At 74.1% G+C, this 14,973-nt stretch carries 11 protein-coding genes; 4 read left to right on the top strand and 7 right to left on the bottom strand.

Translation table 11 applies throughout. The annotated features are described in order from the left end of the window. Positions 1 to 337: 337 nt before the first annotated feature. From ettA to NW895_RS17925, 3 genes are read left to right on the top strand one after another with little or no spacing between them, the layout of a single operon-like run. Positions 338 to 2,002 (top strand): energy-dependent translational throttle protein EttA, encoded by a 1,665-nt coding sequence (ettA, locus tag NW895_RS17935; RefSeq protein WP_289936711.1) that lies wholly within the window; start codon positions 338 to 340, stop codon positions 2,000 to 2,002. Positions 2,003 to 2,004: 2 nt separating this feature from the next. Continuing rightward, positions 2,005 to 2,415 (top strand): thioesterase family protein, encoded by a 411-nt coding sequence (locus NW895_RS17930; RefSeq protein ID WP_289936710.1) that lies wholly within the window; start codon positions 2,005 to 2,007, stop codon positions 2,413 to 2,415. Next, entirely contained in the window at positions 2,412 to 3,095 is a 684-nt protein-coding gene (locus NW895_RS17925; protein WP_289936709.1) for a hypothetical protein, read from the top strand. Before NW895_RS17930 ends, NW895_RS17925 begins: the two co-directional genes overlap by 4 nt. A gap of 15 nt (positions 3,096 to 3,110) precedes the next feature. On the opposite strand, the gene NW895_RS17920 is transcribed toward NW895_RS17925, so the two are convergent. The 5 genes from NW895_RS17920 to NW895_RS17900 form a co-directional block, all read right to left on the bottom strand. Next, positions 3,111 to 4,070 (bottom strand): ABC transporter ATP-binding protein, encoded by a 960-nt coding sequence (locus NW895_RS17920; protein ID WP_289936708.1) that lies wholly within the window; start codon positions 4,068 to 4,070, stop codon positions 3,111 to 3,113. A 46-nt stretch (positions 4,071 to 4,116) separates the two neighbouring features. Next, the gene (locus NW895_RS17915; protein WP_289936707.1) at positions 4,117 to 6,864 is read right to left on the bottom strand and encodes an FtsX-like permease family protein; all 2,748 of its coding nucleotides are present in this window, start codon (positions 6,862 to 6,864) and stop codon (positions 4,117 to 4,119) included. Further along, positions 6,857 to 7,033, bottom strand: a complete 177-nt coding sequence (locus NW895_RS17910; RefSeq protein WP_289936706.1) for a hypothetical protein — start codon at positions 7,031 to 7,033, stop codon at positions 6,857 to 6,859. The genes NW895_RS17915 and NW895_RS17910 overlap by 8 nt, the downstream gene beginning before the upstream one ends. Beyond that, positions 7,026 to 10,292: an ABC transporter permease gene (locus NW895_RS17905; protein WP_289936705.1), complete on the bottom strand. Its 3,267-nt coding sequence runs from the start codon at positions 10,290 to 10,292 to the stop codon at positions 7,026 to 7,028. The genes NW895_RS17910 and NW895_RS17905 overlap by 8 nt, the downstream gene beginning before the upstream one ends. A gap of 156 nt (positions 10,293 to 10,448) precedes the next feature. Beyond that, entirely contained in the window at positions 10,449 to 10,853 is a 405-nt protein-coding gene (locus tag NW895_RS17900) for a globin (protein WP_289936704.1), read from the bottom strand. 108 nt (positions 10,854 to 10,961) lie between these two features. Here NW895_RS17900 and NW895_RS17895 point away from each other — a divergent pair, with 108 nt between their 5' ends. Beyond that, on the top strand, positions 10,962 to 11,972 hold the full coding sequence (locus NW895_RS17895; RefSeq protein WP_289936703.1) for a methyltransferase domain-containing protein: 1,011 nt from the start codon (positions 10,962 to 10,964) through the stop codon (positions 11,970 to 11,972). A gap of 6 nt (positions 11,973 to 11,978) precedes the next feature. Here NW895_RS17895 and NW895_RS17890 read toward each other — a convergent pair whose 3' ends face one another. Next, positions 11,979 to 13,514: an FHA domain-containing protein gene (locus NW895_RS17890; protein WP_289936702.1), complete on the bottom strand. Its 1,536-nt coding sequence runs from the start codon at positions 13,512 to 13,514 to the stop codon at positions 11,979 to 11,981. A gap of 70 nt (positions 13,515 to 13,584) precedes the next feature. Next, positions 13,585 to 14,931 (bottom strand): VWA domain-containing protein, encoded by a 1,347-nt coding sequence (locus NW895_RS17885; protein WP_289936701.1) that lies wholly within the window; start codon positions 14,929 to 14,931, stop codon positions 13,585 to 13,587. Positions 14,932 to 14,973 lie beyond the last annotated feature (42 nt).

Here is a 14,973-nt window from a genome sequence, read left to right as displayed (position 1 = left end):
GCGGGCGATCGCGCAGGCCGAGGCCCAAGGGCGCGGGTGGTGAGCGTAGTCCAGAGGGCAGGGGAAAGAAGCCACCTTCTCCACGTACGCGGTGAGCTCATATGAGGGCTGTCGGCAGGCAGGGACCGGGACAGCAGGCAGGCGACCGCCGAGGAGGCGTCCCTGCGGACCTCGTGGTGTCCACGGTGACCGGCAGTGACAGGCGAGCCGCAGCCGTCAGCGGAGAAGCCCCAGGTGGGAGGGCCTGGGCCATACGCGTTTCCACCCAGGGGTGGCGGTACGGCAAGATGGGTTGTATCTGCCCACTGCCAGATTTCAAGCTGCCGGACGGTTTCTCTTGGCTGAGTTCATTTACACCATGCGCAAGGCGCGCAAGGCGCACGGCGACAAGGTGATCCTCGACGACGTGACGACCAGCTTCTACCCGGGAGCGAAGATCGGCGTCGTCGGCCCGAACGGTGCCGGCAAGTCGACGATCCTCAAGATCATGGCCGGGATCGAGCAGCCGTCCAACGGTGACGCCTTCCTCACGCCCGGTTACAGCGTCGGCATCCTGCTGCAGGAGCCGCCGCTCAATGAGGAGAAGACGGTCCTGGGGAACGTCGAGGAGGGCGTCGGCGAGATCAAGGCCAAGCTCGACCGGTTCAACGAGATCGCCGAGCTGATGGCGACCGACTACTCGGACGCGCTGCTCGAAGAGATGGGCAAGCTCCAGGAGGAGCTGGACCACGCGAACGCCTGGGACCTCGACGCGCAGCTGGAGCAGGCCATGGACGCGCTGGGCTGCCCGCCCGGCGACTGGCCCGTGACCAACCTCTCCGGCGGTGAGCGCCGCCGCGTCGCGCTGTGCAAGCTGCTGCTGGAGCAGCCCGACCTGCTGCTGCTCGACGAGCCCACCAACCACCTGGACGCCGAGTCGGTGAACTGGCTCGAGCAGCACCTGGCCCAGTACAGCGGCACCGTCGTGGCGGTCACCCACGACCGGTACTTCCTCGACAACGTCGCCCAGTGGATCTGCGAGGTCGACCGCGGCCGCCTGTACCCGTACGAGGGCAACTACTCCAAGTACCTGGAGACCAAGGCCGCCCGTCTCAAGGTCGAGGGCCAGAAGGACGCCAAGCGGCAGAAGCGGCTCAAGGAAGAGCTCGAGTGGGTGCGGTCCAACGCCAAGGGGCGGCAGGCCAAGTCCAAGGCGCGTCTGGCTCGCTACGAGGAGATGGCCGCCGAGGCCGACAAGATGCGGAAGCTGGACTTCGAGGAGATCCAGATCCCGCCGGGGCCGCGGCTGGGCAACGTCGTCGTCGAGGTCAACAACCTCAGCAAGGGCTTCGGGGAGAAGGTTCTCATCGACGACCTCTCCTTCACGCTGCCCCGTAACGGGATCGTCGGTGTCATCGGGCCCAATGGTGCCGGTAAGACCACGCTCTTCAAGATGATCCAGGGGCTCGAACAGCCCGACTCCGGCACCATCAAGGTCGGCGACACCGTCAAGATCTCGTACGTCGACCAGAGCCGCGAGAACATCGACCCGAAGAAGACGCTGTGGGCCGTCGTCAGCGATGAGCTCGACTACATCAATGTGGGCCAGGTGGAGATGCCCTCGCGGGCGTACGTCTCCGCCTTCGGGTTCAAGGGGCCGGACCAGCAGAAGCCCGCGGGTGTGCTCTCCGGCGGTGAGCGCAACCGGCTGAACCTCGCCCTCACCCTCAAGCAGGGCGGCAACCTGCTGCTCCTCGACGAGCCCACCAACGACCTCGACGTCGAGACCCTCAGCAGCCTGGAGAACGCGCTGCTGGAGTTCCCCGGCTGCGCCGTCGTCGTCTCCCACGACCGGTGGTTCCTCGACCGTGTCGCCACGCACATCCTCGCCTACGAGGGTGACTCCAAGTGGTTCTGGTTCGAGGGCAACTTCGAGTCGTACGAGAAGAACAAGATCGAGCGGCTCGGCCCGGACGCCGCCCGTCCGCACCGTGCCACCTACAAGAAGCTGACCCGGGGCTGATCTTGCGGCACATCTACCGCTGCCCGCTGCGCTGGGCGGACATGGACGCGTACGGCCACGTCAACAACGTCGTCTTCCTCCGCTACCTGGAGGAGGCCCGTATCGACTTCCTGTTCCGCCCGGACAAGGACTTCCAGCAGGGGTCGGTGGTGGCGCGCCACGAGATCGACTACAAGCGGCAGCTCGTCCACCGGCACGCGCCGGTGGACATCGAGCTGTGGGTCACGGAGATCAGGGCGGCGTCCTTCACCCTCGCCTACGAGGTCAAGGACGGCGACCAGATCTACGTCCGCGCGTCGACGGTGATAGTGCCGTTCGACTTCGAGGCACAGCGGCCGCGCCGGATCACCGCGGAGGAGCGGGAGTTCCTCCGCGAGTACCAGGAGACCGAGGAGGAGGCCGTCGCCGCATGACGGTGCTCCACCTCGCCGACGAGGGGGAGGCGGCGGATCTCGCGGCCTTCCTCTCCCGGCTGCTCCACTACGACCGGTCGGCCGCGGTGCGCCTGCAGGCGGCCGGCACCGCGCTCGCCGTCTTCGGGCGGCCGCCGTCCTTCGAGGTGCTGGCGGTCCGCGCGGTACGGCTGGCGAAGCCGTACGAGAACGGGCTCGACGTCACGCTCGACGTCACCGTGTCCGCTGGTGAGCTGCTGGAGTCGGTCGACGAGCCGGGGGCCACGGCAGGTGTTCCCGGTGCGGTGACCGGGCCGCCCTGGGCGGGCGTGCTGCCGCCGCGCGGCGGCTGGCGGGCCGAGCCGGGGCTGCCGGCGCCGGACGCCCTGCGCGCCCTCGTCGCCGCCGCGGTCGCCGAGTTCCGGGCCCGTACGCGGGAACTGCCGCCCGAGGGGCGTACGCGGGCCGAGCTCGACCGGATCGGGAAGGAGATCTGGTCCCGGACGGTCGGGGAGACCCGGCTTCCGGTGCGGGCCGTGCACGCGGCGCAGTCGCTGGGATTCCTGCGTCCCGCGCGGGGCGCGCGCGAGGAAGACCTGGCGTTGCTCTCGTCGGGGGCCTGGCTGCGACTGCGCACGCCGTACGGCTCGATCGCCGTACGACGTGCGGGACTCGGGGCGCTGGACGTCAGCGTCCGCTGACCTCGGCGTGGCGGATCAGCCGTCGCCGGTGTCGTCCGGCCACACGGCGATGTGGTCCGGCTCCAGTTCCAGCGCCACGCGGTCGCGCATGCCGAGGGCCTCGGTGTACTCGGCGGGGAGCTGGAGGCGGCCCGCGCGGTCCAGCATGGCGTACTCGCGGGCCACCATCGTCTCGTGGCCGGTCGCCGCGTCCACCTCGCTGCGGCGCAGGACCTCCGTGGAGGTGCGGCCGTCACGGATGGCGACCGTGCGGCGGACCTCGCCGGCCACCGCCTGGTCGTGGGTGACGATCACGATGGTGGTGCCGAGCTGCTCGTTCGCGGTGCGGAAGGCGGCGAAGATCTGCTCCGCGGTGTGGGAGTCGAGTTCGCCGGTGGGTTCGTCGGCGAGCAGGACCGCCGGAGCGTTGGCGAGGGCCACGGCGATCGCCACACGTTGCTGCTGGCCGCCGGACATCTGGTGCGGGTGGCGGTCGCGGCAGTCGGCCACGTCCAGCAACTCCAGGAGTTCCAGGGCACGTTCGGCGCGGGCGCGGCGGCCTGTGCCCCGGGCGCCGGTCAGCTGCATCGGGAGGGCGACGTTCTGGGCGGCGGTGAGGTACGGGAGGAGGTTGCGGGAGGTCTGCTGCCAGACGAAGCCGACGACCTCGCGGCGGTAGGCGAGGCGGTCCTTGGCGGTCATCGTGAGCAGGTCGCGGCCGGCGACGCGGGCCGCTCCCGCGGTCGGCGTGTCCAGTCCGGCCAGGATGTTCATGAGCGTGGACTTCCCGCTGCCGGAGGCCCCCACGAGAGCCATGAGCTCGCCCTCACGGACGAGGAGGTCGAGGCCCTGGAGGGCCTGGACCTCCACGCCGTCCGTGGTGAAGATGCGGACCAGCCGGTCACAGGTGATCAGGGCGTCGTGGCCGTACGCGGGACGGTTGCGGGCGGCGGTGGCGCGGTCGGCCAGGTCGGTGAGCGTGGGGTTCGTCGTCATCTCGGTCTCCTGGACAGCGGGCCTGGGTGTGTGCCGGGGCGGTGCCTCATCTCGCGTCCCCCGCCCTCAGCTCGGCCACCGCTCCCCGCCGCCCCGCCCACCACGCCTGCGCCCCCGTGACCCCCACCGCCACCACCAGAACCGCCGCCGCGGGCACCCCCAGGGACAGGGGGTCCGTGTGCAGCTCGGAGCGGCCCGAAGGGGACGGGGTCGAGGCGAGGGCGATGGCGGTCAGGTCGATGCCGGGGGCGAGGAGGCGGATGGTGGCCCAGCCCGTGAGGGTGCCGCCGGCCGCGGCGAGGGCGGCCTGGGGGAGGGACTCCAGGACGAGGAGGCGGCGGCCCTGGGAGCGGGTGAGGCCCATGGTGCGGAGGCGGGCGAGCAGCGCGGTGCGTTCGGGGGCGGCGCGCAGCAGGGACAGCAGCAGGGCGAGGACGGCGTACCCCGCGCCGGCCGCCACCGCTGCCGCGTAGACGCGTTCGGCGCCGGACTGCAGGGGCGAGTCGACGTACCGGGCCCGCTCCTCGGCGCGCAGCTGCACGTCCGCCGTCTCGCCGGTCGCCTTGCGCAGCGCCCCCGCGTCCAGCCGGCCGCCCGTCAGGAGCAGCGCGGTCGGCCGGGCGGCGCGGGCGCTGAGGCCGGCGCGGTCCACGACCAGGAAGTCGTCGCCGACGACGGCCGGGGTCCGGTCCCGTACCAGGGTGATGCGGACGGTGACGGCGGTGCCGTCCTCCATGCGCACCGGGAAGGGCCGGGTGCCGTAGCGCCGGGCCACGGCGGGGGAGGCCAGGGCGGGGAGCGCACCGCTGTGCCGCGCGCTCAGCTCGCCCTTCCCGAACGTCCCCAGCCCCGTCCTCGCCGCCAGCGCCGCGTAACTGCCGGGCTCGACGCCCGCGACGGGGACCGACACCGGGCCGTCCTCGGGGTTGGCGTGGTAGGCGATGCTCACCGGGGCGACCGCGCGTACGCCGGGTGTCCGGCGTACCCGGTCGGTCAGGTCGGACGGCAGCGGATGGATCGCTTCTACGCGCGCGTCGGCGCCGACGGCGAGGAGTGCCGCCCGGTCGCGCGCCCCGTCCACGCCCGCCAGGACCGACCCGCCGAACGCGGCCGTGGTCAGCGCGGTCAGCAGGGCCAGCAACGGCAGCACCGCGGAGACGGACGTGCGGCCCGCGCGAGCCAGGGAGAGGTGGCCCACCGCCCCGCGCAGCCGCCCGGCCGGGCGCGCCAGCCGGCGCAGGGGGAGGGGGTACAGCCGGACCAGCAACAGGGCCGCGATCATCCCCACCAGCACCGGCGCCAGCGCGACCAGTTGGTCCCCCGCAGCGTCCGACCCGTCCGACGTGCCCCGTCTGCGCAGCGCCACCACCGCCCCCGCCGTCAGCACGAGCAGGGTGAGCTCGGCGACCGTACGGCGCCGCGACGGGCGCACGGCGACGACGTCCTGACGGGCACCGTGGACGCGTACGGCACGGTGCTCGGCGGCGGCGCGCAGCGGCAGCGCGGCGCAGGCCAGCAGGGTCACCGTCAGGGCGGCCGCCACGGCGTACCGGACGCGGCCCCCGGGCACGGCCAGCAGCGCCGCCGCGAGGCCCAGCGCGCCGGCGGGCAGCGCCACGACCGCCGTCTCGGCCAGCAGCCGCCCCGCCAGACCCGGCAGCGACGCCCCGCGTGCGCGCAGCAGGGCGAGTTCGGCGCGGCGGCGGTCGGCGGCGAGGCCGCTCGCCATCAGCAGCACCACGGCGGCGACCGTGCCGGTGCCGAACGCGGCGACGGCCACGAGCGGGCCGATGCCCCCACGCAGCCGGGAGTAGGAGGTGAGGACGTCGTCGAGCTCTGTCTCCACCTCCGTGGCCGGGTCGGTCACCGCGCGCACCGTGCGCAGGCCCGGCCCGGACTCCAGGGCGGCGACGGCGGACTTCAGCCGGTCGAGGTCGTGGGCGTGCAGCGCGCCGGCGTCGGGGGCCAGCTGCCAGTAGCGCAGGGGCTCTCCGGCCGTGCCCAGCATCACGGGGGCGGCCTCCGAGGGGAGCAGCAGCGCGCCGAGCCAGTACTTGAGCTGGTCCGGGCCCGAGGACCCCGGCAGCGGAACCAGGGACGGGGTGCGCAGCAGGGCCAGGGTCGCCCAGTAGGCGCCGCCCGGGTCGCGCGGGGTGACGATGCCGGTGACGTGGACGGCGAGCGGGGCGCGCTCGACACCGGGTACGTGGATCACCGAGCCCACCTTGATGTGCAGGCTCTCGGCGGTGGCCTCGGTGACGGCGGCCTCCACGCTCCGCGTCGCGGCGGTCACCGTGCCGGTCGCACGCGGCAGGCGGCCTGCTCGTAGCCGGGAGTGGTCCGCCAGGCCGTGCTGCGCGGCGAGGACCACCTGCGCGGGCAGCCCCCTCGGCCGGGGCAGCCAGGGGTCCGGCACCTCCATGCTGTGGAGGGTGCGCACCCCGTACGCCGACCGGTCCGGGTCGGCGACGAGCGGCCGCTCCACGGCGGCGAGGACCTTCGCGTACCGCTTGCCGACCGCGTCCGGGCGCAGCGCCTCCTCCCGTTGCTCCTGGGGCAGGGTGAGGTCGGGCTGGGGGGCGAACAGCTGCACGCTGGTCCGCTCGGGGCGGGCCCGCTCGACGGCCCGGTGCAGGCCGGCGTCGTCGTACCGGTCCAGCGCCCGCGGGAACGCGGCGGCCAGGCACGCGGTCAGCGCCACCAGCAGCGCCAGCGCGCACGCGGCTCCCGGGGCGGCGCGCAGCCGGGTGCGGACCCAGGGCGCGTCCACACGCCCCCGCACCGCCTCACTCATCTCCCTGCTCCCTCAGCGTCGTCGCCGGGTCGGCCTGGTGCAGTGCCGGCGTCGTGATGACCGGCGGCCGGGTGACTGCCGTTGCCGTGAGGAGCAGGGCGGCCTTGTGCGGTCGGTGGTTCGACGTGGGTTCCGGGTGCGGCCGGGCGCCCGGTACCGCCTCACTCATCTCCCTGCTCCCTCAGCGTCGTCGCCGGGTCGGCCCGGCGCAGTGCCAGGGCCGCGGTGACCAGCAGCGGCGCGAGTGCCACCGCTGCCAGGAGTACGGCGACCCGCGCGGCCGGCAGGTCGACGAGCACCTCGGGCACCGGGCGGGTGGCCCGTGAGGTCAGGACAATCAGCGGGATCACCGCCCGGGTCAGCACGGCTCCCAGGGCCACACCCACCAGCAGCGCCAGCGTCACCAGCACGCCCTGCTCCACGGCGATCATGCGGGCCAGCCGCCGGCGCGGGGCGCCCAGGGCACGCAGCACCGCGAACTCGGCGCCCCGCTCCCGCAGCGACCCCGCCGCACTCACCGCGAACCCGACCGCCGCCAGCGCCGCCGCCACCCCGGCCGACGCGGCGAACGCGGCCTCGGGACCCGCACCGAACGGATCGTCCCGCAACCGCTCGGCCAGCTCGTCCCGCACCACGACCTGCTCCGGATCCACGTCCGGGACGTCACGCAGCGCCGCCGCGACCCCGGCCGCCTCGCCCGGCGCCGTGCGCAGCCACCACTCGGTGGGCGTGACGCTCGTGCCGTACCGCGCCTGCAGCACCCGGTTCACGGACCGCAGATCGACCAGCAGGGCCCCGCCGTCGTTCACCGAGCCGTCCGCGACCTCCGTGGTGGGCAGCGCCCGTACCGAATCGGTGATCCGCACCGGCAGGATCTCGCCGCCGAACACCACGTCCACGCTCTGCCCGGTGCGCGCGCCCGCCGAGGCGAGGAACCGGTCGGTCGCGACCGCCGTGACGGCGGGCGGCGCGGGCTGCGCGACCCGCATCCGCACGGTCAGCGACGAGATGACCGAGGAGTAGTCGCGGGGGACGTACCCGGTGCCGTACGAGACGGCCGGCGATCCGGACGAATCGACGCGCGGCTTGGTCGGGTTGGAGCGCGCGTCCGGCGAGGACACGTCCCCGTCCGTCCGGGACACCGCCGTCCAGGAGGCGGGCAGCGGCAGCCGCCGTACCGACCCGTCGGCGGCCGTGGCGGTCAGTTCGTCGATGCCGAAGCGGTGCTGCTGGGCGCGGCCGTTCGGCTGGACCATGACCAGTTGCACGCCGGTGAGGGTGAGCGGGCCGCCGGAGGAGACGGCGACGTCGAGCGCGTGCCGGCGACCGTCCGCGGGGAGGGTCCCGGCCGGTAGCTGGTAGGGGGTGCCGTAGCGGTCCTCGACCGTGACGGTCACGTCCGCCGTCATGTCCGCGCCCGAGCTGCGCAGCGTCGCCGCCAGGCCCAGCCGGGCGGTTCCCGCGGGCACCTTCGCGCCCGCCGCCGAGCCCTTCGGGCCGAGCCCCGTGAGCAGCGGCCGTACCGGCTCGGAGGCCAGGTCCGGACGCATCAGCACCGCGTCCGCGGCATGCGCGGTGTCCAGCGCGAGCACGGTCGCCGTACGGTCACCGGACATCGGCAGCGCCGTCCGTACGGCGGGGGCGGCCGCCTGGACGTGCGGTACGGCCGCGTACGTCTCGGTGCGGCCCAGCCCGCCCTCACCGGCGGCCAGCACCCGCACCGGCACTCCGGCGCGGAAGTCGGCCTGGTCGTCCTGCGAGTGGTCCCAGGAAGCTCCCTGCCCGATCGCCAGCATGCCCAGCGCCAGGGCGAGGACCAGCAGCAGCACCGGGCCCGCCCCGCGCATCGGACGGCGGCTCAGCTGCCAGCCCGCCAGCGCCGCGGTCAGCCCGCGCCCGCCGGCCGCCCGGCGCTCGGCGAGCCGCGCCACCGGCGGCAGCAGCCGCAGCGTCAGCACGGTCCCGGCGAGCAGCGCCAGCGCGGGGGCCGAGACGAGCAGCGGATCGATGCCGAGGGCGCCGGTGCTGTCACCGGTCACGGTGCCGGTGGTCTGCCGGTCGAGCTGCCAGTACGCGACCCCGGCCACCACCAGCAGCCCGACGTCCGCGCCCGCGCGCAGCGGGGCGGGCAGCGCACGCGCCCGGCGCTCGGTGGTGAAGGAGGAGGCCAGCGCGGGCAGCGTCACCGCCAGCGCGCACCCCAGCGCCGCCCCGGCCGCCACCAGCCACACCCCGCCGCTCCCGCCGGACGGCACCTGAAGACTGAGCCCGATCCGGGCCAGCGCCCCCTGCCCGGCCAGCAGCCGGGTCAGCGGCCCCGCGAGCAGCGGCGCGCACACGACCGCGGGCACGGCCAGCAGCAGCGCCTCCAGCGCGGCCAGGCCCGCGATCCGGGCGCGAGACGCGCCGCGTGCCCTCAGCAGCCGCATCTCGCCCGCGCGTTCGGCGCTCAGCAGCCGGGCCACCAGCAGCAGCGCACAGCCCGCGAGCAGGGCCAGCTGGAGTGCGACGACAAGGAGGGTGGAACGGGAGACGAGCAGGGAGCGGTCGAGCCGGTCGAGGACGGCGGGCAGGGAGGTGGTGGCGGCGGTCGTGCCGCCGAGGGCAGGTTGCCTGCGCAGCGCCGCCGTCTCCTCGCGGACCGCCTCGCGCAGCGCGCCGATCCGCCCGGCCGTCAGCGCCGAGAAGTCGGCCGACGCCAGCCACGCGGACTGCCCCTCGCTCACCCGGCCGCCGCCCAGGACGCCGGGGGCGGCGAGCAGCGGCCCGTACGTCGTGAAGTCGACCTTCCGGATCCCGCGACCGCCCAGCTCGTCCAGCCGCCAGTACGGTGCCGTGGCCTCGACGGGCCGGTACAGGCCGGTGATCCGGACGCGTACCTCCGGGCCGCCGAGCCGGTCGGCGAGGGTGAGCCGGGCGCCGGGCCGCAGGCCGAGACGCCGGGCGGCGGTCTGCGGCAGCGCCACGTCGATCACCGGACCGCCCGCCGCCGACGGCATCCGCCCCTCGGTGATCCGCACCTGCGTGCGGTCCAGCGCGGCGAAGTGCGTGAGGTCCGGGTCCCCTGACCGCTCGGCCTTCGGCCGCAGCGAGCGCGGGAGCGCGTAGGGGCCCGACCGCACCAGGCCGCGCACCGTCACCGGCAGCCCGTCGAAGGCCTTCCGTGCCCCGTTGCGTACGGCGGTGCCGGCGGCCTCGCGCCGGTCGGCCGGCACGTCGGACTTCACGACCAGCGCGGCGTCGGCGGCGTTGCCCGGCTCGCGCAGGGCGTGGCGCAGGGCCGCGTCGCCGATCGCACCCGAGTACGCCGTGAGGGTCGCCAGCACCGCCGTGGTCAGCAGGACGGTGAGCAGGGCGGCGGCGAGCAGCAGGCGGTGCGCCCGCGCGCGTAAGAGGACGAACCCCGCCGACCCCCCGTACGTCGTCAACCCGGCCCCCCGCCGTCGCCCCCGCCGTTGTCCAGACCTCTCGGCGATGTTGTCAGAGGGGACCGGTGGCGGTAAGCGCTTGTGGGCAGGGCTTGACCGGATTGTGATCGAATTCCGGTGACGTATCACCGGAACCCGTGCGTCAGGTGAAGGCCCTCAGCCCGGCGCGTTGACCATCGAGGCCGCCGCGTACGTCAGGTAGTTCCACAGCGTCCGCTCGTGCTCCTCGGACAGGCCGAGTTCGTCGACCGCGACCCGCATGTGCTTCAGCCAGGCGTCGTGCGCCGCCCGGTCGACCGTGAACGGGGCGTGGCGCATCCGCAGGCGGGGATGGCCGCGGTTGTCGCTGTACGTCGTCGGGCCGCCCCAGTACTGCATCAGGAACAGCCGCAGCCGCTCCTCGGCAGGACCGAGGTCCTCCTCGGGGTACATGGGCCGCAGGATCGGGTCCTCGGCGACTCCCTCGTAGAAACGGTGGACGAGCCGGCGGAAGGTCTCCTCCCCGCCGACCTGCTCGTAGAAGGTCTGCTCCTGAAGCGTGCCGCGCCGAATCTCATTCACCCGTCCATGCTGCCAGACCGGGGGAACCAGGACTCAAGGCTTAGGACCGTCCCTTTCCGGGGGGCGTGGCACTCGCCTCCTGTCGCCTTCAGGCAGCACCCTGGAGCCATGGGTGGGAACTCTCCGGGCGAACGCGGCAAGCACGGCCAGGGTGCCGAAGATCTGGACCAGCTCGCCGCCTTGGCGCGGGCCGCGCTGGTGCGGGAGATCGAGCTGAGCGGGGCCTGGGCGGCCGACCCGGTCTGGCGGGAGTCCTTCGAGGCGGTGCCGCGCCATCTCTTCGTGCCGTACTACTACGTCGGCGTCATGGGCGGCTACGAACGCCGGTGGGGCGAACACCCCGACCCGGCGGCACGCGAACGCTGGGTGCGCGGCGCGTACACCGACACCCCGCTGGCCATCCGGCTGCGCGACGGCGAGCTGCTCTCCTCCAGCAGCCAGCCCTCGCTGATGGCGATGATGCTGGCCGAGCTCAAGGTGGAGGACGGCAACCGGGTCCTGGAGATCGGCGCCGGCAGCGGCTACAACGCGGCCCTGCTCGCCCACCGGCTCGGCGACGACGACCTGGTCACCACCATCGACCTGGACCCGGAGATCACCGAGTCGGCCCGCCGGCACCTGGCCGCCGCCGGCTACCACCCGGCCGTCGTCACCGGCGACGGCGCGCGCGGCGTGCCCGAACGCGCCCCCTTCGACCGGATCATCGCGACCTGCACGCTGCCCTCGATCCCGCGCGCCTGGCTCGCCCAGTGCCGCCCCGGCGGACGGATCCTCACCCCGCTCGCCACCGGACTGGTCGTGCTCACCGTGCGCGACGCGGAGCACGCCGAGGGGCGCTTCCTGTCCACGCCCGCCTACTTCGTGCCGCTGCGCGGCCAGGGCGGGGCCGCCGAGCCGACGCCGCTCGGCGGGGTGCCGCGCCGGGCCCGGGAGAACGAGCTGTTCCGCTTCCTGCTGGCCCTGACCCGCGGCAGCCTCGATCCGCAGGAGGCGTACGCGCTGTGGGAGCGCGAGGGCATGCCGCAGCGCGAGCGGTACGGCATCACCGTCAGCGGCGATCGGGAGTGGGCCTGGCTGGACGGCCCGGAGGGGCCGTACGCCTGGCCCCTCCCCTCCTGACGGGGGTCAGCCCCGGCGGATCGTGATCGTCGTCCAGGCGCCGACGTGCACCCGGTCCCCGTCCTGCAGCGGCACCGGCACGAACGGCTGGATCGGCTCCTCGCCACCGTTGACCGTCGTACCGTTCGTCGAGTTCTGGTCGACGATCGCCCAGCTGCCGTCCGGCTGCTGGACCAGCACCGCGTGCTGGTGCGAGACGCCCGGGTCCTCCGGCGGCACCGACAGGTCGATGTCGGGGGTGTCGCCGGTGGAGTGCCGGCGGCGGCCGATCGTGATCTGGTTACCGGTGAGCGTGCGCTGCTGCTCGGGCGAGTACGCGGGCAGGTTCAGGCCCGCGGCCTCCGGGCCGGAGCGCTGCATCATCGCCATGAAGTACTCGCGGTCCGGGCCGATGGTCGCCGTCCAGGTCGTCGGCTGCTGCGGCTGCTGGGGCGGCCCCGGCTGCTGCGGGAAGCCCTGGCCGGGCGGCGGGGGCGGGGCCTGGGTCGCGCCGGGCTGCGGATAGCCGTAGCCGCCGCCCGCCCCGTTCGGGCCACCCGGGCCGCCGGGTCCGCCGGGGCCGGTCGACGACGGAGGGGAGATCACCCAGTCGTCGTCACCGCCGCCGAAGGACGGACCGCCCGGCTGCGGCCGGTTCGTCTCCTGCGGGAACGCGGGCGGGGCCGGCGGTCCGGACTGCTGGAACGCCTGCGGAGCGCCACCGGGACCACCAGGTCCGCCGGGGCTACCGGGACCGCCGTGACCACCAGGACCGCCATGGCCCCCGGGGCCGCCGGGGCTCCCAGGACCACCAAGGCCGCCGGGGTTGCCAGGACCGCCGTGACCACCAGGTCCGCCGGGGTTGCCAGGACCGCCGGGGTTGCCAGGACCGCCGGGGTTGCCAGGTCCGCCGGGGTTGCCAGGACCGCCGTGACCGCCGGGACCGCCGGGGCTACCGGGGCCGCCGTGACCACCAGGGCCGCCGGGCGGTCCGGGCGGTGGGGGGACCGGCCGCGACGGGTCGGTGCCGAAGCCGGGCGGTCCGGGAGGGCTGGGCGGTCCGGGCGGGCCGGAGGGGCCCGAGGGCTCGCCCCCGAAGGGCGGGCCCGGCGGGATCGGCTCGGCGGGGCGGTTCACCTGCGACGGGCGGGAGCCCTGGTACTCGTACGAGTCGCCGCCGTACGACGGTCCGGGCGGCTGGAAGCGGACGCCCGGGCCCGGCGCCGGCGGGCGCGGGGCGGCCGGGGTGTACGAGGTCGCCGTGTTGGTCAGGAAGTTCCACCGGCACTCCTCGCAGAACGGCGCACCGCCCTCACGCGGCGTACGGCACTGCGGGCACAGCTCCGGCTGGGGGTCCGGCACGGCGGACAGGTGCGGAGGCCCACCGGGCCGGCCGCCGGGGCCACCCGGGCCGCCGGGACCGCCGGGCGGCGGCGGGAAGCCGTAACCCCCGCCCGGGGGCGGCGGCGGAGGGGGCGGAGGCACGGCACCGGCCATGCGGTGACCGCAGACCTCGCACCAGTCGTCGGAACCCGACTGGTGTCCGTTCGGGCAGGTCGGCATGTCGGCGCTTCCCCCTCTCCCTTTCCGGCCGCTTCGACCAGAGTCTCGTCTACGTCGCGAACTTCTTATGTCACTTCTTCACACGAACAGTCTTCGTCGACCGGGTTTCGAGAGTCATCTCGTCGGCCTCCTCGACCTTCGCCTTCAGTCGCACAGTACCTGTCGCGGCATCGACCACGTCCACCACCTTCGCAAGGAGTTTCGCAGTATCCGCGTTTCCGGAGGCGCTGGCGAGCTGAACCGCCCGGCCCAGTTTGGCCGTTGCTCCATCGAAGTCTCCCGCTTTGCGAAGATCGAGGCCTTGCTGGATGGCTTGTGCCAGTTCGGCCTGCCCGGTGTAGTGGGCGACTTGGGGGTTGATCGACGTGGAGGCGGCCATGTCGTCGGTCCACACGGCTCGGACGAGTCCCTGCGCGCCGAGGGACTGGGCGGTGCCGTCGGGCTGCGGAATGACCAGCGAGACACGGGCGGCGAGCATCTCCTGGCCGAGGTTGGCGGAGGGCACCTCGACGCAGACGTGGTAGTCACGGGACTCGTCACCCCAGGAGCCGGTGGGGTAGTCGCCGGCGCGGGGGCCCGCCTCGGTGCGGCGGCCGGTCAGCTCCTCCACCGTGGGCGCGACCTGCTTGACGAACTTCACAGTGGTGCCCACCGGGGTCCACAGCCGCAAGGAGACGTCCGCGACCTCCTTGCCCATGGCCGTCTCCATCATCCGCGTGAAGTCGGCGGCGAGACCGGCCGGGTCGGCGACGATGTCGGCGGTGCCGAGCAGGGCGGAGGCGATCCCTGTGACTTCTTTCACTTCCCAGTCGGTGCCCACGCCCCGGGCGTCGCAGGTGAAGCGCCCGGCGCAGGCGTCGAGGGAGGCCTTCAGGTCCTCGGCCGACTCGTGCTCGTTGCGGCCGTCGGTGAGCAGGATGCCGTGCCGGATGGCCACGTCCGCGGAGGACAGCAGCCGGTCGGCCAGCCGCAGCCAGGTGCCGATGGCCGTGCCGCCGCCCGCGCTGAGCCGGCGCAGCGCCTGCTTGGCCTGCTCGCGGGTGGTGGCGTCGGCGACCGCGAGGCGCCCACCGCCCGGATAGACCTCCTTGGCCACATGCGTGCCGCCGATGACCGCGAAGTGCACACCGTCGCGCAGGGTGTCGACCGCGGCGGCCGTCGCGTCACGGGCGTTGCGCATCTTGGTCGGCGGGTAGTCCATCGACCCCGAGCAGTCGACCATGACCGCCACCGCGGCGGACGGGCCCTGGCCGGGCGAGTAGAGGTGGGGTGCCGCGACCGCGCTCCCGATCGTGCCGCCGCCCGTCGCGGTCACCGTGACGATGGCGTTGACCTCGCGGCCGCCCTCAGGGAGGTACTCGTTCTGGTACACGTCGACCGAGAACTGCGGCACGTTCGACTTCGAGAAATTGGCCATGCCTGATCGAATCCCCCTCGACATCCTCACAATGTGAGGAAA

Source organism: Streptomyces sp. S.PNR 29, from assembly GCF_030386795.1.
GTDB lineage: Bacteria > Actinomycetota > Actinomycetes > Streptomycetales > Streptomycetaceae > Streptomyces.
Note: the sequence above shows the minus strand (reverse complement) of the source record. Positions and strands in the feature narration are given on the sequence as shown.

What these genes read in the sequence shown, in the direction of transcription:
- NW895_RS17925 (WP_289936709.1), top strand. Translation starts at nt 2,412, where the DNA reads ATGACGGTGCTCCACCTCGCCGACGAGGGGGAGGCGGCGGATCTCGCG.
- NW895_RS17920 (WP_289936708.1), bottom strand. Translation starts at nt 4,070, where the DNA reads ATGACGACGAACCCCACGCTCACCGACCTGGCCGACCGCGCCACCGCC.
- NW895_RS17915 (WP_289936707.1), bottom strand. Translation starts at nt 6,864, where the DNA reads ATGAGTGAGGCGGTGCGGGGGCGTGTGGACGCGCCCTGGGTCCGCACC.
- NW895_RS17910 (WP_289936706.1), bottom strand. Translation starts at nt 7,033, where the DNA reads ATGAGTGAGGCGGTACCGGGCGCCCGGCCGCACCCGGAACCCACGTCG.
- NW895_RS17895 (WP_289936703.1), top strand. Translation starts at nt 10,962, where the DNA reads ATGGGTGGGAACTCTCCGGGCGAACGCGGCAAGCACGGCCAGGGTGCC.
- NW895_RS17890 (WP_289936702.1), bottom strand. Translation starts at nt 13,514, where the DNA reads ATGCCGACCTGCCCGAACGGACACCAGTCGGGTTCCGACGACTGGTGC.
- NW895_RS17885 (WP_289936701.1), bottom strand. Translation starts at nt 14,931, where the DNA reads ATGGCCAATTTCTCGAAGTCGAACGTGCCGCAGTTCTCGGTCGACGTG.